Source organism: Pseudomonas sp. KBW05 (genome assembly GCF_003852405.1).
Lineage (GTDB): Bacteria > Pseudomonadota > Gammaproteobacteria > Pseudomonadales > Pseudomonadaceae > Aquipseudomonas.
This window is the reverse complement of record NZ_QAJM01000016.1, coordinates 299,076-317,508: the sequence shown is the minus strand read 5'-3', so window position 1 is coordinate 317,508 and position 18,433 is coordinate 299,076. Positions and strand designations below refer to the sequence as shown.

The following is an 18,433-nucleotide window of genomic DNA, read 5'->3' as shown; positions in this document are numbered from 1 at the left end:
TGCCTGCATCCTAGGCAGGCTAATGGTTCGTTGAAAGATCCATCTGGCACCCATTTCATAGGTCCAATATGTCGCCCATCACGCCGCCGCTGTCTTTTAACCCTGCGGGGATCGAACTGGATCGCCGTCAGGGACTGACACGCCAACTGTACGAAGCCTTGCGCCAACGCGTGCTGGACGGGCGTCTGGTCAGCGGCACGCGCTTGCCCGCCAGCCGCGACTTGGCGGCGGCGCTGTCGATCTCGCGCAACAGCGTGGTGCGCGCCTACGATCAGTTGTATGCCGAAGGGTTTACCGAAAGCCGGGTCGGTGATGGCACTTATGTGGCGCAACTGCCGGCGGCAAAAAAACTATCCACAAAAGTATCCACAGGGTTACACACAGGCTTATCCCCAGCCTTATCCACAAAATGGTCAAATTTGCCGGAAGATTTGGACAATGAAGTTATCCACAGCGGGGGTTTGGCGCGGATAAAAACCCACCATTTGTCACAGCCGCCAGCGGGACCTCCACGGGCCTTTCGCGTGGGCGTGCCGGCGTTCGATCTGTTCCCGTTCGAGGTGTGGGCCAAGCTGAATGGGGCTTTCTGGCGCAAACCTGACCTGGAACAACTGTGTTATGGCGACCCGGCGGGGGATGCTCGGTTGCGCAGTTTGATCGCGGCTTATTTGCGCAGCTCCCGGGGCATGCAGTGCGCAGCTGAACAAATTGTGATCACCAGTGGCGCACAGCAGGCTATCAGCCTTTGTGCACAGTTGCTGGTGGAGCCCGGCGACGGTGTCGCTGTGGAGAACCCGGGCTACCGCGCAGCAGGCCATGCGTTCGCCCTGGCCGGAGGGAAATTGCACGGTGTACCGGTGGACGGCGAGGGCATCGATTGCCAGCGTCTCAATGCGCTGGAGGATTGCCGTGTGGCCTATGTCACGCCATCTCATCAGTACCCGCTGGGCGTGGTCATGAGCCTGGCGCGACGCCTCGAGCTGCTGGCCTGGGCCGATCGCACCGGCGGCTGGATCATCGAAGACGACTACGACGGCGAATACCGTTACAGCGGCGCGCCGTTGTCGCCGTTGGCCGCCTTGGACCGTACCGGCCGTGTGCTCTACGTCGGGACTTTCGGCAAGGTGGCTTTTCCTGCCTTGCGCCTGGGCTATCTGGTACTGCCGCCGGGCCTGGTAGGTGCCTTTTCGCGACGGCGTGCCGTGGACATGCGCCATTCCGAAGTCAGCACCCAGGCGGTAATGGCCGAGTTCATGGCGACGGGGCATTTCCAGCGGCACATCCGCCGCATGCGGCGGGCGGCGTTGAGTCGGCGCAACGCAGTGCTGGCCGGTTGGCCCCAAGGCCTGGCAGGTGTTGGCGAACTGCCGAATGTCGCGGCAGGGCTGCACCTTACTGTGCGTGTGGACAGCCTGGCTCGCGAGCAGCAACTGCTTGAGCTGGCGCGCTCCGTCGATGTCGAGGTCAACGGCTTGAGCCACTACTGGCTGCCGGACTCCACCGTGCCGGCGGATCAACGGGCCGGCCTGGTGCTGGGGTTCGCCGCCGTGCCTGAACCCGCCATCGCCCTGGCGTTGCAGCGCTTACGCCTGGCCTGGGGTGTGGGAACTGCCAAAGAACAGTGACTGGGCGAGGGCCGGGCTGATCTCACTGCGATAGATCGCAATCTGGTCGCGGTCCGTGCCGGTCTTGCGTTCGAAGGCTCCACCGAGTTTCTGTTGCTCGCGGGTCTTGAGGTGGGCGGCGGTGAACGCTTCGTCGGCGGCCTCGCGCGACGGGTAGTGAAAGTGCGCATACCACAGCACTAAATTGTCCTCGGTGTCGCGAATCTCCCATTCATCCAGATAGTCTTTGCCTGCACCTTTGAGTGGCCGCCGGGCACCGGGTGTTTTTTTGATCGTGACTTGATTCTCATTGTGCAGCCATTCCACCCGCGCAGCCGTGGGCGGTTGTTGTTTGGTCATGCTGATACGCGTGCTTTTGCCCAGTTTGAACAGGCGCGTGGCGCTGTCTGCGAGGCTTTTTTTAAGCGCCGCAGCGGGCGGGCGGTCGCTTTCAGTCAGGTTTAACTGGGTCAGAGCGGCTTCGATCACATCCGCAGCCTCCTGCAGACGCGACGCGTGTTGATGGAACATTTCCTCGATTTCCACCGGGATGCGTCCGGCCTTCCGTGCGTGTGCCTGTAGGCGGCGAGTGGTGGCGGCTTCTGCATTCAAAAGGTCCTGGCCGAAGTTGAGGCTAGTCTGCAGGTCGACCTGCGCGCGAGCCTGGACCGATACGGACGGCGCTTCGCGCTCGACCCATACGCCTGGGGTTTTTTCATGGAACGTGGCGATGATTTTGCCGGTCATCGGTGCCTTGATATCCACCAAGGTGCTGTCGGAGGCCCGCGGCTCTCCGACCACTACGCCCCTGAAGCGAGTCTTGATGATTTTGTGCCTGGGGGCGGGTGGTTTGGACGGGCCGGGCTTGGGCGCCAGGGCCCTGCGCTCGCGTAGCAGTCTGACCAGCTCCTGCGTGGCCTCCAGGTTGAAGTCGTCAATGTAGCGGCGCAGGGTTTCCAGCGGGTCGCGCAGCAGGTGTTCAGGGTAGTCGGCATGCAAGTCCAGCAGGCGTTGGTCGACGATGGCGAACTGCTCCACCAGGCTGTTCAACACTTCTATGCGTTGGTCCAGGGGCGTGCCGTTGGCTTTGCCCAGCATCTCGATGCTGCTCTGCACGCTCAGGTCCACCGTATCGACGATGGCATGCAACCGGCTGCGTGCTGTACTTTGCCCCGTGCCTTCGGCAGGGCTGCTGCACAGGTAGCGGGAGATGGTGATCTGCAAAGCCCTGAGGTCACTGACGGCAATGTGGGGCAAGGCTTGCTGATTACTCAGGATCACCCTCGCTCCCGCTGCGCCCAGGCCATCCAGTTCGCGAAAGCGCGACTCGGCGTATTCCATGCGGCGGATCATCTCGACGTTCATGGTCGACATCGTTTGCGCCAGGTCGGCCTGGGTTTGTGCGCCCACCGGCGTCTCGGCTTCGAGGGCGTCCACCGTGGTGAGCAGCAAGGCGCGAAACGGCGGCAGCCGTTCTTCCACGGCCGTTCGGGTGAGCACCAGTTGCTTGTTGAGGTAGTCGATCATCGCGCTTTGATAGTTGGGGACGCTGTCGATGATGCCCAGGGCGCGCAGCTGGCGAATGGGCGTGTCGTAGGCCTCCAGTCGTTCATCCACTTGGGTGATGAACGCTTCGCGCCGCAGGTCGGTCGATGGACCTGGCTCCGAGCCGATGGCGGCCAGCGACGCAGAGAGCTGCGCCTGGGCGCGGTCTTCATCGGCATGAAAGGCGTTGAGGTCGCGGCGCAGTGTCTGGATGCGAGACGGTTGTTGCTGCTGAGCGGCTCGTCGACGGTTTCGAAAGCCGCCCCCGCGCAGGCGCAGGCGCGTATCGACAAACCATTGCCCGGCCAGATTGCTGACCAGCAAGGGCCCCACGCGCGGTTTGGCGTTGGGGTCGATGATCTGCACGGTATCGTTGGCGTCAAGCGTGACCTCGAACCACCGCTGGCCTACCGGCGCGTACCATTTTTCGGCCAGGGGGTAGAGGTGCAGGTGGGGCCCTGCTGTTTTGTTCTGCTCGCCCAGGCCTTCGGGCCTGGTCACGGCAAAACTGTCCAATGTCTCCCCCAGGCTTGCGGGGGTGCGTTTCAAGGCACCGCTGATATGCAGGGAGCCCTGGTGCAGGTTCGATAGTTCTTGGCCGGGTGCGTCAGGCAGGCGAGATACGGAAAGGGGTTTGATCGCGCCTGCTGGCTTTGACGGTAACGTTTCCAGCAGGTCAAGTTCGTCAGTGCCCAAGGGCTTGAGGGCCTCCGTGAGCGCTTCGGCCGGCGGATGGCGCAGCGCCACATGCAGAGCCAGCGCCATGCCCAGGTTGAGAAACATATCCACCAGGGCGGTCCAAGGCGCCGAGGCTTCGGGGGTAAGCACCGCTTGTTCGGCTTCCTGCAGGTCGTCCATGATCTGCCATATCCAGGCGGCGATCCCGACGGAGCGTCCCAGGAAAGGCAGGGCTGCACTGAAGATCTGCCAGCCGGTGTGGCGAAAAGTCTCCCAGCGCTTTTGTGCATTGGAAACCGATTGCCGCGTTGCCAGCTCAATCAAGGCGTTGGCGTTGGCTTTGAACAATTCGTCCAGGCTGTCTGCGCCGAGCGCTTCATCACTGAGCTCTATAGGGCCGCTCATGTACACCAAGGTCGCCGGCTCAACCAGCACCCGCACAGCGGTCCATGGCGAGGGCAGGGTGTCCGGGAACACGTATTGACCATAATTGAAGCGTGATTCCTCCGGTAGCCAGGCCAGTATCGACTCCCGCAGCGAGTGATGGTGCTTGATGGCGTACAGCAGGTTTTGCTGCGACGCGAACTGCAGCAACGTCGGTTCCAGCAACGGCCGATACAGCACACACGGGCCTGCGCTGGCGTCCTTGGGGCCGATCACGAACATGTTGGCCACAGTGTCCTGCTGATGGCCGGGACGCAGCGTTGGGATAAACGCCAGTGGCCGGATCACAATGGGTTGGCCATCGACCTGCCGGTCATGGTCCTCGGGTTGCATCAGGGCGGCGATGTAGAGGAAGCCGCGCTCATCCAAGCCGTTGCGCTGCTGCATTTTCAGTTGCAGGGCCAGTAACGGCAGTTGCACGCGCAAGTGCGAGGTATAGAGAATCCTGCGCTGGTGGGCGTCGAGAGGGTCGTCCAGCAGTTTCTGTTTGATCAGCGCCGGGTAGCGCGCGCCGATGTCGAGGGCTTCGATGACTTCCGTGAGGTAGTCGTAGGTCAGCCACGCCGGTGCGTCCCCACCGTTGTAGGCCACGCTTGTCACCCCGCTGGGCAGGCCGGTGAGGTTATCCAATGCCAGGTCGATCAGGCTTCGCCGGGTAACATCCTTGGCACCAGGCACCACGAAGGTGCCCCAGATAACCGGCGACTGGATCACTATCTGCACCTTGTCCACATTGGTGTGCGCGCCCTGGGCATGGGTGCGGATGCGCTGCAAAAGTTGCTCGCGAGCATAGTCGCGGATCGGTGGGATATCGTCGCGAAACGAACGGCCCTGATAGTGTGTGTGCAATTGCGCCAGGTCGATCATGTAGCGGCTGTAGGCAGCCATCTCAAGGTCGGAGGCATTGGTCAGCCAGGTGGGCAGGTGCTGATGGATCTGGCGGATGTTCGAAAGCCGATGGTCACTGAGGTCTTCGATGCTGGGCAGGATTCGCGCAACGGTAGGGCTGCGCAACGGCAGGGCGAGTTGTTCGTCGGCCTCATTGCCCAGCGCACCGATGGCCTCGATCTGCATGCCGATCAGGGTGCAGGCCAGGCTGTCGAAAAAGTTGCCCGGGGGCTCGTATAGCCGCCATTGCACCTTGGAGTCGGCTCTTACATGGCTCAGGCGTTCGGGCAGGACCTCGGCCAGTTTGTCCAGAGAGTCGAAGCGCTCGTAACCGGCGATCAGTGAATAGGCGAGGATGACCTGGCGACTTTCATGGCTGCCGACCAGTAGTGCCATGTCCAACAGGCCGACGTGCTCCTGGCGGTCTGGCAGGTGCAGGTCGATATCGATCAGGTAGGCGTGGGTCTGGTAAGGGTCCCGGGCTTTGCGGGTGGCCAGGTCGGGGGCGTGATACAGCGTGCGGGCCATGGCGCAGTCGTGTTCATCCCAGCCTTCGACCGTGGTCACGTTCCAGACTTTGCGCAGCGAAGTGGCGAGCACCTGCCAGCGCAGCCCGGTGCTGTTGTACGAGGCGTTCCAGTAGTCCAGTTGCTGTTCCTGGAAGGCGGTATAGAGCAGTGGCGCCAGCTCGTTGATCAGGCGGGCAATGGCATCGATCTTCACCGGCAGGTGCAGCGCAGGCAGGACCTGGGGCTGCAGCGTCAGGTAGTGCTCGCCCTCCAGGTAGATCACCGGCGCATTTCCCAGTGCCTGGCGCGCCAGGATGCTGGTGAGGGATTCGATCCGAGGCTCGGCCGGTATCACGGCCGGTATCACGGCCTCATCGGTCACCTGCCAGCGAGGGGTGACGAGCATGGTCAGGTCCGGGTTCAGATTGAGTGTGGGGTATTGCTCTCGCAGCGCCGTTCGCAACATGGCGGATGCCACCTCCCGCGAGGAGGGGCCTGTGGTCAATTGGGTAAGCAGCCCGTAGGCGGTGGAGGGGCGATTGTTATTGGTGTGGTTCGAGGCGTTGGGCACTTTCAGCTCCTTGGCGGTCATCAGCCCGTTTGGACTGGGCTGGCGCAAGGTAATCATTGAGGGCGCAATGCAGACGGTAGATAAGTAGGCAATCCCGCTCCCTGGTTGGGGGCGGGTTTGGCGGATCGGGTCACGGTCTTGAACCGATACAACAGTCGGTTATGGGGCGTCACCGAAAAACAGCCGGCGGGCGGCGCCGAGGCTGATCTCGCTGCGCAAGAAGGCAACTTTTTGCTCGTCGCTCAACCCTTTCGGGGTGTCGGCGGCCGCCCCCAGGCTGTGTTCTTCTAAGGTTTTCAGGCGGGCTGACAGGTAGGTCCTGGCGGGCGTCCACGAGGTACTGTAGTGAAAGTGCGCATACCAGAGGGGTTTGTGGATGCTGCTGTCGGTGACGGTGTATTCGTCGAGGTAGTCGAGCACCGGGCTTTTCAGGCGACGACGGAAGATGCTTTGTTTAATGCTGACGGCGTCCTGTTGCTTGAGCCATTCCAGGGCGGAGACTGTCGGGGGGCGCTGCTTGAGCAGGTGCGTCACTTGCTCATTGCTTTTGCGGTACAGGCTGGTAATGGATTCAGTCAACGCTTTGGTAACCCAACTGGCAGGCAGGTTGGTGCTCTCGGTTGCATTGCTTTGGGTCAACGCGGTTTCGATTGCGCTGACGGCCTGCTCCAGTAGCTTGGCCTGTTGATGGTAAAGGTACTCGATACCAATGGGGTTGCGCGCTGGCTGTGCCGCTAACGTCTCGGCCTGCGCCAGGAAGGCCGGTATTTCGTCGAGCAGGGCCTGGCCGCGGAGAATGCTGGTTTGTATATCCAGCAGCGCCGGGCTGACCGGTGGGGTCTTGAAGTGCTCGACCCACAGCCCCGGCGTTTTTTCGTGATAGGTGGCAACCACCTTGCGTGTGATCGGCGAGAAGATGTCCACCAGGCCCGTGTCCAGGCCAATCGGGGTCAAGCGCGGCTCTCCGATCAACTGGCCGCTGTAGCGGGTGCGGATAAACCGCTTATGCGGGCGCGGCGGTGTCGGCGGCGGACTGGGACGGTTGCGCAAGGTATCCCGTTCGGCGCTTACCAGCGCCAGGTTACTGATCGCACGTCGGTTGAATTCGGCCAGTTGATCGCGCAGGCCTTGCACGGGTTCATCGAGGACATGGGGGGTGTGCTGATCCTTGAGGTCAACCAGACGCTCATCCACCAGACGAAATTGCTCGATCAGGTTGTTCAAGGTATCGAAACGTTCATCCAGGCGGCTTTCACTGCGCTCTTCCAGGGTGTCACGCAGGCATTGGATCGCCACGCCGGCGGTATCGACGATGCTGTCCAGCTTGGACCAGGCGTGTGGCTCGGTGTGCACGGTCTGCGCATCCAGGCACAGGTTGCGGCTCAAGGCGACTTGCAGCGCCTTGAGCGCATCCGAGTCATACGCGGGCAGGGTGCCTTTTATCGCATTGATCAGCCGCAGGCCGTCGCGTTGCAGTTTGCGCAGTTCGACAAAGCGCCCCTGCATGTACTCAAGGCGCTGGATCATCTGCTGGTTCAGCGTGCTCATGCGCTGGGAATCTTCAATATTGCGCGCTTGCGGCTCCTCTGCCTGATGATCGATCTGGTCCAGCACCGTGCGCAGTGTGGGTGTGAAATCAGTCAGCGCATCGCGGATATCCGCACGGGTGAACTCGGTCTGTGCCTTGAGGTAGTTGAGCGCCTTTTGCGAATAGTCGGCGATTGGCGCATGCACATTGAGCTCCTTGAGTTGCTGCAAGGCGGTTTCATATTCGTTGCGCTGGGTATCCAGGGTTTGCAGATAGGTCTGGCGTAACGCCTGGGCAGAAGTGGAAGGGGCCTCGGCCATCGCTTGGTGAGCCTGTTGCAACTCGTTTTGGGCTTTCTTTTTATCGTTTTCGAAATCGCTCAGTTGCTTGCGTAGCTGCTCGGCACGCTTCTCGACCAGGGTCTTGGCTTTGCGCAGCATGCTTTTGGGGCCGCCACCGCGCAGGCGCAAACGCACGTCCACAAACCAGTTGCCCTGGCGATTGCTGATCAAGGGTGGGCCGGTGCGCTCAGGTTGGGTGGAATCGACGATCAACACGGTATCGTTTTCATCCACCGTCACCTCGAACCAGCGCGAGCCAACCGGAGCGTAGTATTTACCCGCGTCGGGATACAAATGCAGGTGGGCTCCCGGCTCATTGATGGGCGCGCCCAGGGTCGCCGGTTTGGCGACCTTGAAGCGGTCCAGTACCTCGATCAGCCTTACGGGTTTGCGGGTCGTGGCGCCAAGAGTGTGCAATGGCTGCAGGTGCGTTGTCGGCAGTTCGTCGCTACTGAGGGTGGCCAATCGGGTGACCTGCTGGGCGTTGGGCTCGGAGGGTCTGTGCGGCTCGGGTGGGCGTTTTATCGGTGGTTCGGGCCGCGCTTTTGGACCGCCTCGAGAAAGGCCGTGCAGTGCGGCGGCCATGCCGAGGTTGAGCAATAGCTCGCTCAAGGCTTCCCAGGGGGACTGCTGCTCGGGGTGCTCGCTGGCGTCGACCACCTGTTGCAGTTGATCCATGATCTGCCAGACCCAGGCTGCGGCACCTGCCGTTCGCCCCATAAACGGCAGCGCCGCATTGAATAGCAGCCAGCCGGCACGTTTGAAGGTGTCCCAGCGGGCTTCTGCATTTGACACGGATTGACGGTTCGCCAGCTCGGCCATCGCCTGGGCATTGGCCGTGTACAGGTGGGCGAAGATATTGCCGTCCAGGGCATGTACCCCCAGGCTCATCGGCCCGCTCAGGGTCCAAAGTTTGAGCGGGTCGACCAGAAACTCCGCCGCGGCCCAAGGCGAGGGCAGCGTGCCGGGGAAGACGTAGCGGGTGTAGTCCTCGCGCGCCCCGTCGGGTAACCAGGCCAGTACCGACGTACGCAGCCGCGACGACTGCTGCACGGCGTACAGCAGGTTGGTCGGTGAGGGATATTGGATCAGTGGCGGATCCAGCAGCGGGCGGTACAGCAGGCACGGCCCGGCTGAAGGGTCCTGTGGGCCGATCACATACATGTTCTGCACCTCATCCTCTGAGTTGTCGGTGCGCCGTTGTGGCACGAATGCCAAGGGCCGCAGGCTGATACGCAGGCCATCGACCTGGCGGTCTACGGCCTGTTCCTGCATCAGGGCGGCGATGTACCGGTAGCCACGTTCGTCGATACCGTACTGCCCGCGGATCTTGCATTGCAGCGCGAGCAACGGTAGTTGAATGCGCAGGTGCTGAATGAAGAGTTGCTGGCGACGGCCCGATTCCTGGGGGTCGCTCAGCAGGGTGCTGTTGATCAGGGACGGGTAACGGCGGCCGATGTCGATGCGGCTGATCAGGCTTTCCAGGTAGCTGACAGTGAGCCAGTCCGGCAGACCGTTACCGCCTTGAACGCGTAGCGTCTTATCGCCCAACGGCACAGCAATCAGGTTTTGCAGGGCCAACTCGGTCAGGCTGAAGACGGTGGTGTCCGTTAGCCCCGGCACGGTGAAGGTGCCCCAGATAACCGGGCTCTGCACCACCAGTTCGATTTTATCGAGCATCAGCGTGGCGGCGTCGGCATGTTCCTTGAGCATTTCGTTGCGCAACTGGTTGAGGGCGTAGGCCTGGATCGGCTCGATGGCGTCCAGGTAGGTCCTGCCCTCGTTGACGCGATGCAATGCCGCCAGATCCTTAAGGTGCCGGGAGAACGCGCTGAGGTCGGAGCTGGTTGCCTGGCTCAGCCAATCCGGCAAGGCCTGTTGGAACCATTGCAGGTCATCGTCCGCTGCGGCAGGTTCGCTGCTGGGTGGCACGGCCAGCGGTGCCTGGCTGGCTGCGCCGCCCCTTATATCGGAAAAGTCGAGGGCGCCGATGGCTTCGATCTGCACGGCAATCAATGCACAGGCCAAGTGATCGAAGTAATTGCCTTGGGGCTCCACCAAACGCCACTGCAGGGCTGCGTGGGCGATTGACGTGTCGACCAGCGTGGTCAGTGCCTGGCCCAATTGCGCCAGGGAACTGAATTTTTCGAAGCCGTGCAGCAACGAGTGGGCGAGGATCACCTCACGGTCGTCCTGCTTGCCTATCAGCACCGTGACCAGGTGCTCGTTCAGATGCTTGACCTTGCCCTGGCTATCGACCTCGTCGATATTCAATAGGTAGCTTCGCGTGGCGTACTGGTCGCCCTGGCGCCGATCTTCAATGTCAGGCGCGCGGTACAACTGACGGGCCATCAGGCAGTCCTGGGCCGTCCAGCCCTGTACCTGGTCCACGTTCCAGATATCGCGCAACGTCCTCGACAACTGATGCCAATGGGGCCCGGTACCATTGGACTGGTTCCAGTAGCCGACCTGTTGGTCTTGGTAGGCGCGAATCATCACCGGCGCCAGCACGTTGATCAGTTCGGCAATCTTGTCGATACGCACGGGCAGGTGTGCGGCCGGTTCAACGATGGGTAGGCGGGTGAGAAAGTGTTCGCCTTCAAGATAAATCGCCGGCACCGCCAGCACCGCCTGCCTGGCCAATACATCGCTGAGTGGCTGGTAATGTGGGGTGCCCGCGACGAGCTGATCGTCGACCCAATCCCAAGAGGGCGTGCCGACCATGGTGATTTCGGGGTCGATATCCAGCGTGGGGTATTGTTCTTGCAACTGCTCGCGCAACAGTGTCGCAGCCACTTCGTGGAAAGTCGGCCCGGCGGACATTTGGGCGAACACGGCGGCAGTGGGGTCGGGCCGGGCGTGCGGGGTAGGGGTTGAAGTCATGGGCAGCTCCTGACGTGCCTAGGGTTGGAAACAACCCGAGGGCATGCCTCGGGTGTTGCCATGCTAGGAAGCGTGGGGTCAGGAGGGCGGTGATTATGTAGGGGGCTTAGCCCAGTTCACCGCACAGGTTGGCTTCCACCAGCCGGCGGACCTCGGTAGTGTCCAGGCCTGCACCGAGCAGCGCATTGAGCTTGCCGAACGCCGCTTCACGGGTCATGCCGCCACCCGACAGCACGCCCACGCCACGCAGGCGGCTACCGGCTTCGTAGACATCCAGCTCGACGCCGCCTTCATGGCATTGGGTGATCGCCACCACGACCACGCCCTGGGCCTGCGCGCGCTCAAGGCTGGTGAGGAACTCAGGGTTGTCGCTAGGGCCGGTACCACTGCCGAAGCATTCGAGGATCAACGCTTGAATGCCGCTGCCGATTACCGCGTCCAGCTGCGCCGCGCCGATACCCGGAACCAGAGGCAGCACGCCGACGTTGGCCAGGGCCTTGGGCTGGCGATAGTCCAACGCTGCCGGGATGGACTCGGCACGGGCCACGCCACCCTGGCGATTGAGCGCCGCGAATGGGTTGCGGCCGAAACTGCGAATCTTCGCGCAGGCAGTGGGGGCCATCATCGCGCCGTGGAAGTGCAGGTGCACGCCCGCCAATAGGCCTGCGCCCAGGGCTAGCAGCGCGCCGCTGACGTTTTCCCAGGCATCGCTGTCTGGCACGCCAGCCGGCAACATCGAACCGGTGAACACTACAGGGACCGGCAGGCCCAGCAGCTGGAAGCTCATGGCCGCCGCGCTGTAAGCCAGGGTGTCGGTGCCGTGCAGGATCAGCACGCTGTCGCAGCCGCCGTCCACCGCGTCAATCACCGCCGCGCGCAAACGCTGCCAGTAGGCCGGGTTCATGTTGGCGCTGTCGATCAGCGGGGCCATTTCCTGGAAGCGCCAGGCGGGCAATGCTTGGCCGGCGAGCTGTTCGCGCATACGCGCTTCGAAGCCGGAGGCCGGGGACAGGCCGTTGGCGCTGGCTTGCATGCCGATGGTGCCGCCGGTGTAGAGCACCATCACATTGTTAGCTGATTGCATCGAGAAATCTCCTGAACGAAAAACGCCGCCGGGCCCAGAGCATGCCCAAGGCCGGGCGGCGTGTCATCTATCGATGTTTAGCGTTGTACTTGGGCGTTCAGCTCAGCCGAAGTAGCGGCGTCCGGCTTTACCGGATTGGCCGGCCAGGCCTTGCGGTCCAGGTCCAGGTCAGGGAACTGGCTGGAGTCGAACACCGGCGTCTTGATGCCTGCCGCGCGCTGGTTGTCGTAGTCGTTCAGGATGCGCATGGCGATCTTGAACAGGAACGCCAGGGCGAACAGGTTGACGAAGGCGAGCATGGTCATGGTGATGTCGGCGAACGCGAACACGGTGCTCAGGTTCTCGATGGAACCCCAGAAAATCAGGGCCAGCACCAGTGCGCGATAACCCATCAGCACCTTGCGGTTGTTGCCCACCAGGAAGCGCAGGTTGCTCTCGCCGAGGTAGTAGTTGTACATGATCGAGGTGAACACGAACAACGCCAGGGCCACGGAGATGAACATGCGGCCCCAGTCACCGACCACGGCCGCCAGGGAGTTCTGGGTCAGGGCAATGCCGTCGCCTTCAAAGCCTGGGGTGTAGAAGCCGGAGAGCAGGATCAGCAACGCGGTGCAGGTGCAGATCACGAAGGTGTCGAGGAACACGCTGAACGCCTGGACCACGCCCTGGGCAATCGGGTGCTCTACGGAAGCCACCGCCGCCACGTTAGGCGCACTGCCCAGACCTGCTTCGTTGGCGAACACGCCGCGTTTCACACCCATGATGATCGCGCTGCCCACCAGGCCACCGAAGGCTTGGTCGAGGCCGAAGGCGCTCTTGACGATGGTCATCAGCATGGCCGGTACGTGGTCGAATTGCAGCACGATCACGTACAGGGTCACGGCGATGTAGACCAGGGTCTTGACCGGCACCAGCAGGTCGGCAATCGACGCGATGCGCTTGATCCCGCCGATGAACACCAGGCCCAGCAATGCCGCGAGGGCCAGGCCGGTGTAGGTGGTGTCGAGGCCGAAGGCGTTGTTCAGCGAGTGCGTCACGGCATGGGCTTGCAGGCCGTTGAAGGCGAAGCCGAAGGTCACCAGCAGCAGGAACGCCATGACCATGCCCAGCCAGCGCTTGTGCAGGCCGTGCTGGATGTAATACGCCGGGCCGCCACGGAAGGTGCCTTCAGCGTCGGTACGCTTGTACAGCTGGCCGAGGGAGCATTCGATAAAGCTCGAAGACATGCCCACCAGCGCGGTGACCCACATCCAGAACACGGCACCCGGGCCACCCAGGGTCACGGCAATGCCGACGCCTGCGATGTTACCGGCACCTACGCGGCCAGCCAGGCTGAGCATCAGCGCCTGGAACGAGCTGAGTTGGTCGGAGCTGCTCTTCAGGCTGTCTTTAAACACCGAGAACATGTGGAAAAAGTGGCGCAGTTGTACGAAACGCGAGCGAATCGTGAAATAACCGCCGAGCCCGACAATGAGCACGATCAGTACTTTCCCTGAGAGGAAGTCGTTGATGACTTCGAGCATGGAGTGTTCCTCGCTGATTTTTCTAATGGCAAACGCAGGACGGTGCGACGCCGTCGCTAAGCACCAGGCAGTGCGCGACAGTTCGACCCCAATCCTTTTGCGGGTTGTTATTCATGCGGTTTCGCGTGTGTATCCGGGCCTCGTTACCGACGGCCGCAGCGCGAAGAGGGGCGGCACTATACCTAGGAGCGCGTGATCCGTCTGCACGGGGCGATTAAAGGTTTCAGCAGGGTGGCGGGCTTGCAGGGCGATATTGGAGTTTTTATGGGCGTCATTTCACAACCTTGAGGCAAAAAAAAGGGCCTGAAGAACGAGCCTTCAGGCCCTCAAAAGGTGAGAGGTGTCTAGTCCCTCAACCTGGTGAGCGGTGCAACAAACGCTTAGGCCTTCAGCGGGACCAAACGTGGAGCGATCATGTTTTCCGGGCGCAGGATGTCGTCGAGCATGGCGTCGTCGAGCAAGCCTTCTTCGCGCACCAGTTCCAGCACGCCGCGGCCGCTTTCAAGGGCGATACGGGCGATGCGGGTGGCGTTTTCATAGCCGATGTACGGGTTCAGCGCGGTGACCAGGCCGATGGAGTGTTCCACCAGTTCGCGGCAGCGTGCTTCGTTGGCGGTGATGCCGACGATGCAGTGTTCGCGCAGCATGTCCATGGCGCGTTGCAGCAGGCGGATCGAGTCGAAGATCTTGAAGGCGATCAGCGGCTCCATCACGTTCAGCTGCAGTTGGCCGCCTTCGGCTGCCATGGTCAGCGCCAGGTCGTTGCCGATCACTTGGAACGCCACCTGGTTCACCGCTTCCGGGATCACCGGGTTGACCTTGCCGGGCATGATTGAGCTGCCTGGCTGACGCGCTGGCAGGTTGATCTCGTTGATGCCGGTACGCGGGCCGCTGGACAGCAGGCGCAGGTCGTTGCAGATCTTCGACAGCTTCACGGCGGTACGCTTGAGCATGCCGGAGAACAGCACGAAGGCGCCCATGTCGGAGGTGGCTTCGATCAGGTCGGCAGCCGGTACCAGCGGCTGGCCGCTGATGGTGGCCAGGCGTTGTACGGCCAGGGCCTGGTAACGCGGGTCGGCGTTGATGCCGGTACCGATGGCGGTGCCGCCCAGGTTCACTTCGGTCAGCAGTTCTGGCGCCAGGGTTTTCAGGCGGGCCAGGTCTTCACCGAGGGTGGTGGCGAAGGCGCGGAATTCCTGGCCGAGGGTCATCGGCACGGCGTCTTGCAATTGGGTGCGGCCCATTTTCAGCACATGGCCGAACTCGACGCCCTTGGCGGCGAAGGCCTGGATCAGGCTGTCGAGGCTGGCCAGCAGCGCGTCATGGCCCAGCAGCAGACCCAGGCGGATCGCGGTCGGGTAGGCGTCGTTGGTCGACTGCGCCATGTTCACGTCGTTGTTTGGGTGCAGGTACTGGTACTCGCCCTTCTGGTGGCCCATGGCCTCCAGCGCGATGTTGGCGATCACTTCGTTGGCATTCATGTTGGTTGAAGTGCCAGCGCCGCCTTGAATCATGTCCACCACGAACTCTTCGTGGAAATCGCCGCGGATCAGCCGGGCACAGGCTTCGCTGATGGCAGCGTGCTTGGCTTCACTGAGCTGACCCAGCTCGCGGTTGGCGTCAGCCGCCGCTTGCTTGACCATTGCCAGACCGACCACCAATTTCGGGTAATGCGAAATCGGAACGCCCGAGAGGCGGAAGTTGTTCACCGCTCGCAGGGTCTGGATGCCGTAATACGCTTGAGCCGGTACTTCGAGTACGCCAAGCAGGTCTTTTTCGGTACGGAAAGATGCAGCGGAGGACATGACGGAAATCATCTCGATATGGACCCGGAACTGGCCGGAACGCTGCGAATGCTAGGCTTGTGTGAGTTTTTGGGCCAATGCTGTTCAGCACTGGGCTATGCATAAACGGCATAATGCAGGTGTGACCCGGCTATCATGGCGGGCGTGTGTGCCAAAATGGTGCGTACCCGTGGAGGGAAGTGATGAACCTTGAGAGCAAATGGCTGGAAGACTTCAGCGCCCTGGCGGCCACCCGCAGCTTTTCCCAGGCAGCGGAACGGCGCTTTGTCACCCAGCCGGCGTTCAGCCGCCGCATCCGTAGCCTGGAGGCTGCGCTGGGCCTGACCCTGGTCAACCGCTCCCGCACGCCGGTGGAGTTGACGGCGGCGGGGCAGTTGTTCCTGGTCACCGCGCGCACCGTGGTCGAACAGCTCGGTGAAGTGCTGCGCCATTTGCATCACCTGGAGGGCGGGCAGGGCGAAGTCATGCAAGTGGCGGCGGCGCACTCCCTGGCGCTGGGCTTCTTCCCACGCTGGATCGCCCAACTGCGCAACGAAGGCCTGAACATCGCCACGCGGCTGGTCGCCACCAACGTCGGCGACGCGGTGCACGCCCTGCGCGAAGGCGGTTGTGACTTGATGCTGGCGTTCTACGACCCGGATGCGGCGATGCAGATGGATGCCGAGATCTTCCCCTCCCTGCATTTGGGCAACACCGAAATGCTCCCGGTGTGCGCCGCCGATGCCGATGGCAAGCCGTTGTTCGACCTGGAAGGTGAGGGCAGTGTGCCGTTGTTGGCCTACAGCGCCGGTGCATTCCTTGGGCGTTCGGTGCATTTGCTGCTGCGCCAGCGTGCCTTGCGCTTTACCACCGTGTACGAAACCGCCATGGCCGATAGCCTCAAGAGCATGGCTCTGGAAGGGTTGGGTATCGCCTGGGTGCCGCAACTGAGCGTGCGTGCCGAGTTGGCACGCGGTGAACTGGTGGTGTGCGGCGGTCCGCAATGGCATGTGCCGCTGGAGATTCGTTTGTATCGCTGCGCGTTGGTACGCAAGGCAAACGTGCGGTTGTTGTGGCGCAAGTTGGAGGGTGGGGCGGCGCAGAGTCCTGTGGGTGAGCGTGGTTTAACGTGATTATCTTAAAATTGGATAGTTTACTGCTCATTATGTGTCTTTAAGTCATATTTTGATCATGTTTCTATCCAAAAAATAGGGCTCTATACATCGACTTACATGTCGCCGGTTTATTGGCTAGGATACTGTTCAATAAGTGGTAGAAAGTCACCTATCGATCAGGAAGCCAGACAAAATGCGGATGACAACGATGAGTGAGCAAGCCATCGCAGAAGTGATTGGCTCGCGCCTCGAAGCCCTGAGGGTGAAGAAGAACCTCAATCAGGAGACCGTTGCTGAAGAAGCGGGCATTTCCCGGACTACGTTGCGCCAGTTGATGGCGGGCAAGGGCACCTTGCTCAACCTGATTGCGGTATTGCGCGTGATCGGGGAATTGGATCGGTTGAGTTCCCTGGTCGAGGAGGTGCGTTCAAGTCCCATCCAGATGGCAAAGATGGCCGGGAAGCAACGTCAACGCGCCTACACCCTCCGCAAGCCTCGATCCGCAAACTCGTCAGTCACGGGCCAGAAAAAGCTCATCACGCCTGACGCCGCAGAGAAGGACACGACTTGGTGATCGCACAAATCTATTTATGGGGCCTCTACGTTGGCGCGCTTAATTGGGATGAGGCAAGCCTGGTTGGCGAGTTCGAGTTTTCTCCCGAGTTCGTCGCCACCGGGTTGGAAATTTCGCCTATCCATATGCCTGCCCGTGTTGGTTACACCTACGCATTCACCAACCTGAACCGGGAAACCTATAAAGCGCTTCCGGCGATCTTTGCCGACTCGCTCCCGGATGATTTCGGCAATGCCCTGATCGATGCCTGGTTGGCCCAGCAAGGCCGCGACAAGCGTTCCTTCACTCCGGTAGATCGGCTGCTGTATCAGGGCAATCGCGGCATGGGCGCCCTGGAATATCGGCCGGCCATGAAGACAGAGGCTAACGAGGCCGAAAGTATCGAGATCGAGGCGCTGGTCCAGTTGGCTGGCGAAGTCCTTGCGGGGCGTGAGAGCCTGGAGGATCGCCTGACGTCCAACGATCCCACGGTGGATGATGCCGCGTTGCAGCGATTGATCCAGGTAGGCACCAGTGCAGGCGGTGCGCGTGCGAAGGCGATCATTGCGATCAACGACGAAGGACATGTCCGGTCGGGCCAAGTGACGGCGCCACAGGGGTACAGCTACTGGCTGCTAAAGTTTGACGTTGCAAAAAACACCGACGTACTTGCGGATAGTCAAGGATTTGGTCGGATCGAATACGCGTATCACCTGATGGCCAGGCAGGCCGGTGTGGTGATGACCGAATGCCGTCTGCTCGAAGAGGGCGGGCGCGCCCATTTCATGACCAAACGATTCGATCGCACGGATGATGGCGAGAAAATTCATACCGCTACGCTGTGTGCGCTGGATCATGCCGACTACAAAAAGCCCGGTGAGTATTCGTACGCTGAGGCGCTGAGCGTGTTCAGGGTGTTGAAGTTGAGTCGTCGGGAGGCAGAGCAGTTTTTCCGGCGGATGGTGTTCAACGTTATCGCCCGAAACCAGGATGATCACACCAAGAACATCAGCTTTCTGTTGGATACAGACGGCACCTGGTACCTGTCACCTGCCTATGACGTGACTTGGTCCTATATGCCCGGTAATTTCTGGGTCGATAGCCATCAGATGAGCGTAAACGGTAAGCGCGATAACTTTGTGCTGGAAGACTTGCTCAGTGTTGCAAGTCAGATCAAGGGTCTTAAAGCTCGGCAGATCATCCGTGAGGTGCGCGAGGCCGTCGTGCAATGGCCGGTGATCGCGGCAAAAGTAGGGGTGTCGCCGACCATGATTGATGCCATTACCAAGACCCATCGTCTAAGCTTCGTCGCTGACTCCTGAGTCAATAAAACCGCCACTTTGCCCCGCTAGACAGATGGTCATCCAAGGGGCTGTTTATCTG

Annotated in this window: 9 protein-coding genes; 4 read left to right on the top strand and 5 right to left on the bottom strand. The window is 61.4% G+C overall.

The window, feature by feature from the left end; all coding sequences use genetic code 11:
• Positions 1-68: 68 nt before the first annotated feature.
• Positions 69-1,625, top strand: coding sequence for a PLP-dependent aminotransferase family protein (locus DBR46_RS16025; RefSeq protein WP_124526967.1), 1,557 nt, complete (start codon positions 69-71; stop codon positions 1,623-1,625).
• Here the strand turns inward: DBR46_RS16025 and DBR46_RS16020 are convergent.
• The 5 genes from DBR46_RS16020 to aspA all read right to left on the bottom strand — a co-directional run bounded on the left by DBR46_RS16020 (position 1,584) and on the right by aspA (position 15,403).
• On the bottom strand, positions 1,584-6,134 hold the full coding sequence (locus DBR46_RS16020) for a DUF6543 domain-containing protein (RefSeq protein ID WP_256659316.1): 4,551 nt from the start codon (positions 6,132-6,134) through the stop codon (positions 1,584-1,586). The genes DBR46_RS16025 and DBR46_RS16020 overlap by 42 nt on opposite strands.
• A 264-nt stretch (positions 6,135-6,398) precedes the next feature.
• A complete protein-coding gene (locus tag DBR46_RS16015; RefSeq protein WP_124526966.1) occupies positions 6,399-10,991 on the bottom strand; it encodes a hypothetical protein in 4,593 nt (1,530 codons plus the stop codon).
• A gap of 106 nt (positions 10,992-11,097) precedes the next feature.
• Positions 11,098-12,075, bottom strand: coding sequence for an asparaginase (locus DBR46_RS16010; RefSeq protein ID WP_124526965.1), 978 nt, complete (start codon positions 12,073-12,075; stop codon positions 11,098-11,100).
• A gap of 77 nt (positions 12,076-12,152) precedes the next feature.
• Complete coding sequence (locus tag DBR46_RS16005; RefSeq protein WP_124526964.1) at positions 12,153-13,598, bottom strand: sodium:alanine symporter family protein; 1,446 nt, start codon at positions 13,596-13,598, stop codon at positions 12,153-12,155.
• A 380-nt stretch (positions 13,599-13,978) separates the two neighbouring features.
• The gene (gene aspA, locus DBR46_RS16000) at positions 13,979-15,403 is read right to left on the bottom strand and encodes an aspartate ammonia-lyase (RefSeq protein ID WP_017739004.1); all 1,425 of its coding nucleotides are present in this window, start codon (positions 15,401-15,403) and stop codon (positions 13,979-13,981) included.
• A 182-nt stretch (positions 15,404-15,585) separates the two neighbouring features.
• Between aspA and DBR46_RS15995 the strand changes: the two genes are divergently transcribed.
• From DBR46_RS15995 to DBR46_RS15985, 3 genes are all read left to right on the top strand, one after another.
• Positions 15,586-16,515 (top strand): LysR substrate-binding domain-containing protein, encoded by a 930-nt coding sequence (locus DBR46_RS15995; RefSeq protein WP_124526963.1) that lies wholly within the window; start codon positions 15,586-15,588, stop codon positions 16,513-16,515.
• Between the two features lie 190 nt (positions 16,516-16,705).
• Positions 16,706-17,071 carry a helix-turn-helix domain-containing protein gene (locus tag DBR46_RS15990; RefSeq protein ID WP_256659315.1) on the top strand — a complete coding sequence of 122 codons (366 nt, stop codon included), beginning with the start codon at positions 16,706-16,708 and terminating at the stop codon, positions 17,069-17,071.
• Positions 17,068-18,372: a type II toxin-antitoxin system HipA family toxin gene (locus DBR46_RS15985; RefSeq protein ID WP_124526961.1), complete on the top strand. Its 1,305-nt coding sequence runs from the start codon at positions 17,068-17,070 to the stop codon at positions 18,370-18,372. The genes DBR46_RS15990 and DBR46_RS15985 overlap by 4 nt, the downstream gene beginning before the upstream one ends.
• Positions 18,373-18,433: the final 61 nt, after the last annotated feature.

What these genes read in the sequence shown, in the direction of transcription:
- DBR46_RS16025 (WP_124526967.1), top strand. Translation starts at nt 69, where the DNA reads ATGTCGCCCATCACGCCGCCGCTGTCTTTTAACCCTGCGGGGATCGAA.
- DBR46_RS16020 (WP_256659316.1), bottom strand. Translation starts at nt 6,134, where the DNA reads ATGTTGCGAACGGCGCTGCGAGAGCAATACCCCACACTCAATCTGAAC.
- DBR46_RS16015 (WP_124526966.1), bottom strand. Translation starts at nt 10,991, where the DNA reads ATGACTTCAACCCCTACCCCGCACGCCCGGCCCGACCCCACTGCCGCC.
- DBR46_RS16010 (WP_124526965.1), bottom strand. Translation starts at nt 12,075, where the DNA reads ATGCAATCAGCTAACAATGTGATGGTGCTCTACACCGGCGGCACCATC.
- DBR46_RS16005 (WP_124526964.1), bottom strand. Translation starts at nt 13,598, where the DNA reads ATGCTCGAAGTCATCAACGACTTCCTCTCAGGGAAAGTACTGATCGTG.
- aspA (WP_017739004.1), bottom strand. Translation starts at nt 15,403, where the DNA reads ATGTCCTCCGCTGCATCTTTCCGTACCGAAAAAGACCTGCTTGGCGTA.
- DBR46_RS15995 (WP_124526963.1), top strand. Translation starts at nt 15,586, where the DNA reads ATGAACCTTGAGAGCAAATGGCTGGAAGACTTCAGCGCCCTGGCGGCC.
- DBR46_RS15990 (WP_256659315.1), top strand. Translation starts at nt 16,706, where the DNA reads ATGAGTGAGCAAGCCATCGCAGAAGTGATTGGCTCGCGCCTCGAAGCC.